Consider the following 10,171-nt stretch of genomic DNA (forward strand, 5'->3'; position numbering starts at 1 on the left):
TAGCCATGGCCGACCTCGACACGATCCGGACCCTGCTGTTCCAGTTCCGCGACGAGCGCAACTGGCGCCAGTTCCATACGCTGAAGAACCTGATCATTTCGCTCAATCTGGAGGCGGCCGAGCTGCTGGAACTGACGCAGTGGAAGGGCGACGACGAGCTGGCGGCGCTGACCGCGGACGGCGCGTTCCGCGAAGCGCTGCGCGACGAATGCGCCGACGTGCTGCTGTACCTGCTGCTGGTGGCCGATGCCGGCGGCATCGACCTGCTCGACGCGGCGCGGGCGAAGATCGCGAAAAACGCGGCGCGCTATCCGGTGCAGCAGGCGTTCGGATCGGCGAAGAAATACACCGAGTTGAAGCAGGCGGCGCGCGACAAGGACGGCGCCGGCGAATGAGCGGCGCGGCTCAGGGCGTTTCCTTGGACGCCAGGGCGTGCACCCCTGCGCGGTGCTTGTCCGCCACGAGCAGCCAGCCGAGCCAGGCGATCCCGGCCGTGAAGACCAGCGACACGATCACGCTGAACTGCTGCACGGCGCCGGGCAGCAGCGGCCAGAGCCCGACCAGCGCAGCGCCGGCGATCACCAGCCATACCGGCGGCGCCGGAAAAAGGCGCGCCTTCAGCAGCTCCCGCCCCAGCAGCGCGTAGCCGGCGCCGAACAGCAGCGGACCGAGATAGAACACCGCCTTGAGCACCGGGTCGACCGGCTGCGCGCCGGGATTGAATCCGGATTGCGCGATGAAATCGGGATGCCGGGCAGCCACCAGCGGATAGATGAAGCCTGACCAGTAAAGCTTGCCGAGGTAGAGAATGAGACTGGCCTGCGCGAGGAGGAAGCCGGCGAGAGCGGCGCCTCCGGTGGCCGGCGCCGCCACCCCATACAGGCCGCAGAGGCCGAGCAGCCCGGCCGCGAAGCCGAGCAGGATGATGGCGTGGCTCCCGACCCAGAGAAGGCGGTTGGCGCCGAGCGCATCGTGTGGATGCGTAGAAAATCCGAGCGTGACGAGTATGCCGCTGGCAACGAGTGCCGCGCCAGCAAGCCTGACCAGGTGCGACGATGTCATCTGTCCTCCGCGGGAAGGGTCCGGACCGGTCCGGAGCTGGCAGGGTAAACCGCCGACCGCGCGAAGACTTGAGCGGCCGCAAACGCTGCGGCGCGCACGAAATACGAAGGCCTCAGGCCTCGCTCAGTTCCCGCTTGGCCGACGGCTGCTTGCTGCGCACGCGGCGCGAGAACGCGGTCATGAATGCCGCATAGCCGTCGGAGCCGGGACACATGCCGACCTGCCTGGCCTTGCGCGCGCCGGTCTCGATCGTATCGTCCAGTTCATAAGCCTCGTCGCCCATTTCCCAGGCGGTTTCATCACGGTGTTCTAACTTCAGCTTCATTTTCTTTCCTGACATGATGCAAGGTTGATACCGGGCACGGCGCTCAAGTCTTCCCTCGCGCGCCTCGACGCCTCGCTTTCACTCTAGTGGGGCCGCATACGGAAGTTCAAGGCCTGAATTGATTCGTAACAACTGTTTCCGACCAGCACAGCCGTCTTGTCAACTTTGTCGTCCTTTTGCTACGAACCGGGGTCCACCCGCAGCATCACGGGAAAGCTATTGCGTCCCGGGTAGGCTGGCGGCGGCAGGTAGGACGATGCGGAAAAACGCGCCGCAAAGCATTTCGATGCAGCGTGGCGCGGATTCACTTCAACATCCCGCGGCACGCCGTCGGCGCCGATATCGGCCACCAGCACGAAGGGCACGGCATTGCGCGGATTGAAGGCGCGACACTGCCGCATGCTCTGCGCGATGTGACGGCCGGCCTTGCCCGCCATCGCGTCGGGATAGCGGTCGAAACGCTCGTCGTCCTCGGCCTCCCTGGCAAGCGCGACGCGTTGCTCGAACGTCAGCGTGGTGACCGCGCCCGCAGGTGCGGCGGCGAACAGGGCAAGGGAGAGCAGGAAGGCGGTTTTCATGGCGGCGTCCGGCAAGCGATGGAGCCTTGATTGCATCACTCCGCTTTCACCTCGGCAATATCGAACCTGACAAGTTTACCGGGGAGATTTGTTACAAGACGTGAGCGCAGAACGCGCCGAGCACGTCTTTTCTTGCCACCTGGAACTATCTTTCCTGACGGCATGTCTTCCCCGGGTCCCGACTTCAAGTCCCATTGCCAGGAATGAAATTCACTCCGCACCAGCGCGCGCTGCTGCCGCTTGCCGCCCTGCAGGGGGCGGTCGGCAGCCTCGGCGGCTTCATCGGTTTTTTTGTCATCGGCGCGCACGACCTCGATGCGCTGTTCCGCTATACCGCGGTGATGCTGACGGCGGCGATGGGCGCGACCCTGCTCGCCTATCTTGCCTGCCCGCGCCTGCGGATCGGCGGCCGCCGCCTGCTGCGCCTCGGCTTCCTGCTGCCCGGGCTGCTGCTGCTGGCCGCCGACGGCTCGGTCGCGCTCACCGCGATCGCGTTCGGCAGCTATCTCGGCCTGACCTGGACCGCGCGCCATGCGCTGGAGATGTCGCTGCTGCAGGATGAGGAACGGGATGCGTACGCGGCGCGCACCGGCACCGCGATCATCGTGCTCAGCGTCGCCACCACCCTCGCCGCGACGCTGCTGCTGGCCGCCTTCACCGAACAGAGCCGCCATGTGTACTGGCTGTATGCGGCGCTGTGCATCCTCGGCGCGCTCCTGCTCGGCAAGGACATCCCGGATACGGAGCCGGTGGCGCTCCGCGCGCCGCTGGCGGTGCTCCGCCAGCCGCGCTTCATCGCCTGCCTGCCGCTGTTCTTCCTCGAATCCGGCCTGTTCGGCATCAGCCAGGCGATGGCATCGACCGGCGCGTCCCACGCGCTGCGCACGGCCAGCCACTACGGCTGGGTGTCCACCGCCGCCGGACTGGCCGGCGGCATCGCGCTGTACATCACCCGCAAGAACCGCAACCGCGACAACCGCGCGCACTGGTTCGGCGGCGCCTGCGCGGTGATGGCGCTGGCCTACCTGCTGCTGGGCGCCAGCGCCTGGGTGCCGGCGCTGTATATCGCGCACTCGGTGCTGCGCGCGGCCGGCTCGCCCTTCCTCGGCGCCAGCCAGCAGGTGCTCAACCAGTGCACGCTCGACATCCGCGGCGAGCTGGCCGACCGCATCTTCGCGCGCGAGCTCGTGCTGTGGATGCTGCGCATGGCGGCGCTCGGCCTGTTCTGGATGCTGGCCGACGCGCTGGCGCCGTCGCGCCTGCTGGTGGTCGGCTCCTGCCTGCTGGCCGCCGCGATGGCGACCGAGTACCTGGTGGGAAGGGCGCTGTTCTGGAGCAAGGGGCCGGCGCTGGGGCAAGCGGCTTGAACCGGCGCGCCGCTGTCGCCGGATGACGGCACGCCTTTCCCGGAGCACCGACAGCGTGAAATCCGCATGTCCGGGCAGGCGGTTCGCGCGGACGCGCGTTGCCGCTTCCCTTGAGAAAAATCACGCCCCTGCGCCCGCGCCCGGCTATCCTTTTCGCGCGCCTTCGCTCGCGCCTCCCGTAAATATTTCCTGCCGGACAAACTCGACGGACCTGACTTCCAGGGTCACGAGTTTGGCTCCCAAGGCCAACGCGCCTGTCCTCTGACCCGCCTGATCTTGTCTTAATCTAAACCTACTGCGTGCGGTACGAAGCGCTCCATGCAATGTGCTCCCGTCCTGCATGCGGCGCGCAGGGATGGTCGTCCTTCGTCGCGCGGCAGCAAGCGTGTCGAGGAGACGCGCCGGCGATGCCGGCGTTCACTACAAACGAAAAGGCCGCGAAGGCCAGAGGTCAAGCATGAAAGACAAATACAAGCTGGTAGGTCCCATCTACGACTGGTTGAGCGCGCTCTACAGCGGCAAGTCCATCCACAAGTGCAAGATCGCGATGCTCGACCATCTGAAGCCGGGCGACCGGGTGCTGTTCGCCGGCGTCGGCCACGGCAAGGATGCGGTGCACGCCGCGAAGCTGGGCGCCGAGGTAACGGTGGTCGACCTGTCGGAGACGATGCTGAAGAACTTCCAGCGCAACCTGGAAAAGGAAGGCGTCAACGTCAGGATCCGCCAGCTGCACAGCGACATCATGAAGGTCAGGGAATTCGAAAAGTACGACATGGTGGTCGCCAATTTCTTCCTCAACGTGTTCGACGAAGAGATGATGCACCGCGTGCTGGCGCATCTGATCCGCCTCGGCAAGCCGGGCGCGCATGTGGTCGTCGGCGACTTTGCCTACCCCACCGGCAACATCCTGTCGCGCCTGGTGAAGACGGCGTACTGGTACGGCGCGGTGCTGTTCTTCTGGGCATTCGCGGGCAATGCAGTGCACAAGATCTACAACTATCCGGAGTCGATGCAAAAGCTCGGGCTGCAGATCGACGAGAAGCGGCATTACCGGCTGCTGCTGCTGAACGCCTACTGGTCGGTACTCGGGCGCAAGCCGCTGTCGCGCGGTTGACGCCGGCCGCGGGGGGCTCCCCCGTTCCGCCCCTCCTCGCACAGAGGAGGAGGGGACTTCGCCGCTCTTCGCTTCCATCGCCACTCACCTCAACACGGAGGTTGCTTTGCAAGATCAAGCCCAAGTCATCACGCTGGACCGTCCGCTCGCGGCCGACATCGGCCATCTCGACATGGCGCGGCGCATCGCCTGCCTCAAGCAGTTCGGCTCCCATTCGATGTCGTTTTCGACGCTGCAGCCGGAGATGTCCTACTTCGACATGCCCGGCGTCGGCTACATCGCCTACGCCACGCACTGGGGCATGCGCTTCGCGCTCGCCGACCCGGTCTGCCATCCGCTCCACCGCCCGCTGATGCTCGACCGCTTCCTCGCCGCCTTCCCGCACGCGGTATTCGTGCAGGTCAGCAAGCCGGTGGTGGACCATCTGCACGAACGCCACGGCTACTACGGCACCCAGTTCGGCAGCGAAATGAAAGTGCCGCTGGCCGACTGGTCCACGCGCGGCTCGAAGAAGCAGATCATCCGCACCGCCGTCAACCAGGCGCGCAGCCAGGGCATCGAGATCCGCGAGGCCGGCTTCAACCCTGACGTGAAGAAGATTTCCGAAGCGTGGATCCAGACGCGCCGCTGCAAGAACAATGAAATCCGCTTCCTGATCCGGCCGATGCTGGTCGACTATCGCGAAGGCACGCGCTACTTCTACGCCTGCCTGAACGGCGAGGCGGTGGCCTTCGTGTTCTTCGACCCGGTCTACGCGGGCAACAGGCTGATCGGCTACGTGCCCAACATCTCGCGCTCCTCGGCCAACTTCAAGCAGGGCCTGTGGTATGCGCTGATGGCGCATGCGATGGAAGTCTTCCGCGCGGAGGGCGTGGAATACCTCGACCTCGGGCTGGTGCCGCTGATGCTCGCCAACGAAGTCGAACCGCAGGAATCGCGCCTGTTGCGGATGTCGATGTCGGTGATCCGCGAGCGCATGGATTTCCTCTACAACTTCAAGGGGCTGGAATTCGCGAAGTCGCGCTTCCAGGGGCGGGTGGAAAAGACTTACTGCTGCCACCGCAACGCACTGCCCGGCATCGCGATGACCGCGATGTTCCGGCTTACCCGCATTCTCTGAACCACGGAAACACAGACGAAGAACACGATGAAACGACAGAAGGATTCCCTCAACCTCCACGCCGCGCTGTCGGGCAAGAACGTGCTGCTGACCGGCACCACCGGTTTCCTCGCCAAGGTCGTGCTGGAAAAGCTGGTGCGCGCGGTCCCCGACGTCGGCCGCATCTATCTGCTCATCCGCGGCAACAGCAGCTGCCCGGGCGGGCGCGAGCGGTTCGAGCGGGAAGTCGCCTGCTCGTCGATCTTCGACCGGCTGCGCGCGGAACGGCCGGCGCAGCTGGAGCGCTTTTTCGCCGACAAGATCGAATGCATCACCGGCGAAATCACCGAGCCGCACTTCGGCCTGCCGGCAAACCGGTTCATCGAACTGGCGTCGCGCGTGAACGTGATCGTCAACGCCGCCGCCAGCGTGAATTTCCGCGAACCGCTGGACGAGGCGCTGGCGATCAATGCGCTCTCGCTCCATCATCTGACCGCGCTGGCGCGTGCCGCGAATGCGCCGCTGGTGCAGGTTTCGACCTGCTACGTGAACGGCTACAACAGCGGCGAAATGCGCGAGCAGATCGTGCATCCGGCCGGCGGCCTGATCCCGCGCCACCGCAACGGCTACTATGACGTCGAACCGCTGATCTGCGAGCTGCAGCAGAAGATCGAGCTGATCAAGAGCCAGGTGCGCGACCCCGGGCTGCGCGAGCGCCGCCTGACCGAGCTTGGCATCAGCGAAGCCAACCGGCACGGCTGGAACGACACCTACACCTTCACCAAATGGATGGGCGAGCAGCTCGCCGGCCACGGCATGCAGGGACGGGCGCTGACCATCCTGCGCCCGTCCATCATCGAGAGCACGCTGGAGGAGCCGGCGCCGGGCTGGGTCGAAGGCGTGAAGGTGGCCGACGCGGTGATCCTGGCCTACGCGCGCGGCAAGACCAGCTTCTTCCCGGCCAAGCCGGAGGGCGTGATCGACGTGATACCGGCCGACCTGGTCGCCAACGGCATCCTGCTTGCCGCCGCCGAAGCGCTGGCGCAGGGCGGGCGCCACCGCATCTACCAGTGCAGCAGCGGCACTGCCAACCCGATCCGGGTCGGCGAGCTGATCACGCTGATCAAGGATGAGTGCAAGCGCAACTGGCGGCAGTACGACAAGCTGTTTTCGCGGGAGCCGACGCACGACTTCCGCATGGTGAACCACCGGCTGTTCCGCCTGATCCTCGGCGGCATGCAGCTGGCGACCGGCGCGTTGAGCGCGCTGCGCGGCGCGCTCGGCCTGCGCGGCGAGTCGCGCGCGCTGGAAAAGATGCGCACCACGCAGACGCTGGCGATCACCTTCTCTTTCTACACGAAGCCGAACTACCGCTTCCACAACAAGTCGCTGGTCGAACTCGCGCAACGCTTCCGCAGCGAGGACCGCGCATTGTTCCCGGTGGATGCGAAACGGATCAACTGGAGCGACTACCTGTGCCGCATACATCTGGCCGGGCTGAACAGGTATGCGCTGAAGCGCAAGGAGATCAAGCGCGTGGAAGCCGCCCCCGCACCGGCGCTGCCGGCGGTGGAAGCGGCGGAAGTCGCGGAAGCGGCGGGATCGGTGCGATAGGTTAACGGCCCGCGCGCGGGCGAAGGCGTGTGCAAGGAATGCCCGTTCCCCGTCGTCCCCGCGCAGGCGGGGACCCAAGGGCAGCCGGCACTGCGGCTTGCGCTGGAATGCAACCTGTCCCGGACATGCAGGCGGGTTATGGGCCTCCGCCTGCGCGGGGGCGACGGGGGAGGTGCGTGCTGAAGCGCGCCCGGTACCGCCCGCACGCCTCTTCCGCGCCGGGATCGGCTTACCCGTCCAGCTCCGGATACCGCCGGAACACATCCTCATTGTTGAACGCGATCCTGCGCTTCGATTTCAGGTAAGCCTCGATGCGCGGGCGGGCTGCCACCCGGCGGTGCAGCGCGACCAGCAGCGGATAGCCCGGCTCCAGCCGCTTCATGGTCTTCGGAAAAGCGTAGCGCAATCCCTCGACGACCTGGAACATCGACAGGTCGGCATAGGTCGGCGTATCGCCGGCCAGCCAGTCTCGGCCGCAGGGGTTCCGTTCCAGCACCGACTCGAAATAATCCAGGAACTTCGGCAGCCGTTCGGCGGTGAAATCCCGGGCGCGGCGCAGCGCTTCCGGCTTCTGCTCCTCGTAGTACAGGCCGGAGGCAATCGGGTGATGGGTATCGTGCGCCTCGGTCACGAGGTCGGCGATGGTCAGCTGCAGCTGGTGCACCCACAGCCGTCCCGCTTCGTCGTCCGGCACGAGCCCAAGCCGCGGCCCGAGGAACAGCAGGATGTTGGCGGTCTGCGCGACCAGCTGCCCGCCCGCCTTCAGGATCGGCGGCGCGAACGGCAGCCGCGCCAGCGGCGCCGCTTCCATCAGGCGGAACATCGCAGGCATGCCCATGCCGCCGCGCTCCGGCTTGCGCGCCACGTCGACATAGTCGGCGCCGCCTTCCTCCAGCGCGAGCCGCACGAATTCGCCGCGGCCCTGGATCATCGGCCAGTAGTACAGCTCGTAGCGCATGGAACGGTCTCCTCGCAGCGATTGTCGAACGGCCAGCCATGGCGGGCGATGCCCCTCCAGGCGCCAGGGAAAAGAAATTGTCGGTGTATACTTACTTTCCCTACGGCAGCCTCTGCCGTGGGCTCGCCTGGCTTATTCGCATTTACATATAAGCATAGTCAGGAAAAATTGTTGTCCTGTCCTTGATGCCCCACTAAAGTGCGTTATTACTTGAAGTAATTTCCAAGGGCGAAACCATAACTTACGCGGCCGAAGGCACCCGCGGCCCTTCCTTTCGCCGCACCCACAACGACAATGAAGCTGTCTTTCAACAATATCGAAAAGCGGTTCGGTGACCTGCACGTCATCGAGCATTTCAGCCGCGAGGTCGCCACCGGCGAGCTGGTGGCGCTGGTCGGCCCGTCCGGCTGCGGCAAGTCGACGCTGCTACACATGGCCGCCGGCCTCGAAACCGCGAGCGCCGGCAGCATCCTCGCCGATGGCAAGCCGGTCAAGGGCCCGCATCCGGAACGCATGCTGATGTTCCAGGAAAACGCGCTCTACCCGTGGATGACGCTGGCGCAGAACGTGGCGATGGCGCTCGAGCTGCAGGACGTGGAGAAGAATGACGCACGCCGGCAGGCCTTCGCCTGGCTGGAAAAGGTCAAGCTCAAGGGCTTCGAGGATTACTATCCGCACCAGGTGTCGGGCGGCATGCGCCAGCGCGCGGCGCTGGCGCGCGCCTTCATCACCCAGCCCAAGGCGCTGCTGCTGGACGAACCGTTCGGCGCGCTCGATGCGCTTACCCGCATGACGCTGCAGGACGCGCTGCGCGACCTGATCCGCGAATCGCGCCCGACGGTGCTGCTGGTCACGCACGACGTCGACGAGGCGCTGTTCCTGGCCGACCGCATCCTGGTGTTCAGCCACCGGCCGGCGAAGGTGCTCAGGGAATTCAGCCTCGCGCACTACGAGAAGACGCACGACCTGTCCGACTTCGCGCCGGTGCGCCGCCAGATTTTGGGATTGCTCGGCATCCACGCCGAGCACGAGAACATTGCATTAACGGAAGGAGCAGGAATATGAAATCCGCCAAGACCCTCATCGCGATTGCGGCGCTCACGCTCGCCGGCCACGCCGCCGCCCAGGAGAAATTCAAGGTCGGCTACCTGCGCGTGATGGACGACGCGCAGGCGATCGTCGCGCAGGAAGCGGGCCTGTACAAGAAACACGGCCTCGATGTCGAACTGGTCGAATTCAAGTCCGGCACCGACCTGATCAAGGCCATCGTCGGCGGCCAGCTCGATTCCGGCGTGCTCGGCTTCACCAATGCGGTCGCGTGGGCCTCCAAGGGCGCCGACCTGAAGGTGGTGAGCGGCGCGCAGCACGGCTACCACGCGATCGTCGCGCGCGAAGACGCCAACATCAAGACCGTGGCCGACCTGAAGGGCAAGACGCTGGCGTCGCAGGCCGAAGGCAGCACCGCCGACACGGTGTTGAAGGGGGTGGTGCTGAAGCAGGCCGGCCTGAAGCCGGACGACGTCAACGTGATGGGCGTAAGCCCGCAGGTCGCGGTGCAGTCGCTGATTGGCAAGCGGGTCGACGCCGCCTTCCTGTTCGAGCCGCAGGCGTCCATCGCGCAGCTGATCGCGCCGGTGAAGCAGGTCTACGAGATCGGCGAAGTGTGGCCCTTCCCCTGCATGGTAGTGATCACTTCCGGCGAGACGCTGAAAAAGCGCAAGGACGCGGTGTGGAAATCGCTCGACGCGCAAAAGGATGCGATCGACATGCTGCAGAAAAAACCGGCCGACGCCTCCAAGCTGATCGCCGGCTACTTCATCGGCGAGCCGACGCTCAAGACGCTGAAGCAGGGCGAACTGCCGCGCGAAGCGGTGATCACCGATGCGATCAAGAGCCAGACCTTCAGCCCGCTGATCACGCAGAAGGAACAGGCGCGCATGCAGGAAATCGCCGACATCCTGCAGGAGCAGGGCTCGCTGAAGACGCGCGACGGCAAGCCGTTCGACGTGAAATCGATCCTCGACCTGAGCTGGCAGAAGGAACGCAAGTTGTAG

11 protein-coding genes are annotated in these 10,171 nt (G+C 65.5%); 7 read left to right on the forward strand and 4 right to left on the reverse strand.

Annotation, left to right across the window (positions count from 1 at the left end):
• The first annotated feature begins 5 nt into the window (after positions 1 to 5).
• Positions 6 to 395, forward strand: a complete 390-nt coding sequence (locus VEC01_RS03555) for a nucleotide pyrophosphohydrolase (RefSeq protein WP_324898827.1) — start codon at positions 6 to 8, stop codon at positions 393 to 395.
• Between the two features lie 10 nt (positions 396 to 405).
• On the opposite strand, the gene VEC01_RS03560 is transcribed toward VEC01_RS03555, so the two are convergent.
• The 3 genes from VEC01_RS03560 to VEC01_RS03570 form a co-directional block, all read right to left on the reverse strand.
• Entirely contained in the window at positions 406 to 1,062 is a 657-nt protein-coding gene (locus tag VEC01_RS03560) for a hypothetical protein (RefSeq protein ID WP_324898829.1), read from the reverse strand.
• A 112-nt stretch (positions 1,063 to 1,174) separates the two neighbouring features.
• Positions 1,175 to 1,387, reverse strand: a complete 213-nt coding sequence (locus tag VEC01_RS03565; protein WP_324898831.1) for a hypothetical protein — start codon at positions 1,385 to 1,387, stop codon at positions 1,175 to 1,177.
• A 179-nt stretch (positions 1,388 to 1,566) separates the two neighbouring features.
• The gene (locus VEC01_RS03570) at positions 1,567 to 1,965 is read right to left on the reverse strand and encodes a hypothetical protein (RefSeq protein WP_324898832.1); all 399 of its coding nucleotides are present in this window, start codon (positions 1,963 to 1,965) and stop codon (positions 1,567 to 1,569) included.
• Between the two features lie 203 nt (positions 1,966 to 2,168).
• On the opposite strand from VEC01_RS03570, the gene VEC01_RS03575 reads away from it, so the two are divergent.
• From VEC01_RS03575 to VEC01_RS03590, 4 genes are all read left to right on the forward strand, one after another.
• Positions 2,169 to 3,332 (forward strand): hypothetical protein, encoded by a 1,164-nt coding sequence (locus tag VEC01_RS03575; RefSeq protein WP_324898834.1) that lies wholly within the window; start codon positions 2,169 to 2,171, stop codon positions 3,330 to 3,332.
• Between the two features lie 457 nt (positions 3,333 to 3,789).
• Positions 3,790 to 4,446 (forward strand): class I SAM-dependent methyltransferase, encoded by a 657-nt coding sequence (locus VEC01_RS03580; RefSeq protein ID WP_324898836.1) that lies wholly within the window; start codon positions 3,790 to 3,792, stop codon positions 4,444 to 4,446.
• 106 nt (positions 4,447 to 4,552) lie between these two features.
• On the forward strand, positions 4,553 to 5,566 hold the full coding sequence (locus VEC01_RS03585; RefSeq protein ID WP_324898838.1) for a DUF2156 domain-containing protein: 1,014 nt from the start codon (positions 4,553 to 4,555) through the stop codon (positions 5,564 to 5,566).
• Positions 5,567 to 5,593: 27 nt separating this feature from the next.
• Positions 5,594 to 7,159: a fatty acyl-CoA reductase gene (locus VEC01_RS03590; protein ID WP_324898840.1), complete on the forward strand. Its 1,566-nt coding sequence runs from the start codon at positions 5,594 to 5,596 to the stop codon at positions 7,157 to 7,159.
• Positions 7,160 to 7,388: 229 nt separating this feature from the next.
• Here VEC01_RS03590 and VEC01_RS03595 read toward each other — a convergent pair whose 3' ends face one another.
• Positions 7,389 to 8,117, reverse strand: coding sequence for a glutathione S-transferase (locus tag VEC01_RS03595; protein ID WP_324898842.1), 729 nt, complete (start codon positions 8,115 to 8,117; stop codon positions 7,389 to 7,391).
• Positions 8,118 to 8,411: 294 nt separating this feature from the next.
• Here VEC01_RS03595 and VEC01_RS03600 point away from each other — a divergent pair, with 294 nt between their 5' ends.
• On the forward strand, positions 8,412 to 9,182 hold the full coding sequence (locus VEC01_RS03600; protein WP_324898844.1) for an ABC transporter ATP-binding protein: 771 nt from the start codon (positions 8,412 to 8,414) through the stop codon (positions 9,180 to 9,182).
• Positions 9,179 to 10,171: an ABC transporter substrate-binding protein gene (locus VEC01_RS03605; RefSeq protein ID WP_324898846.1), complete on the forward strand. Its 993-nt coding sequence runs from the start codon at positions 9,179 to 9,181 to the stop codon at positions 10,169 to 10,171. The genes VEC01_RS03600 and VEC01_RS03605 overlap by 4 nt, the downstream gene beginning before the upstream one ends.

This window comes from Noviherbaspirillum sp. (assembly GCF_035627455.1).
GTDB lineage: Bacteria > Pseudomonadota > Gammaproteobacteria > Burkholderiales > Burkholderiaceae_D > Noviherbaspirillum.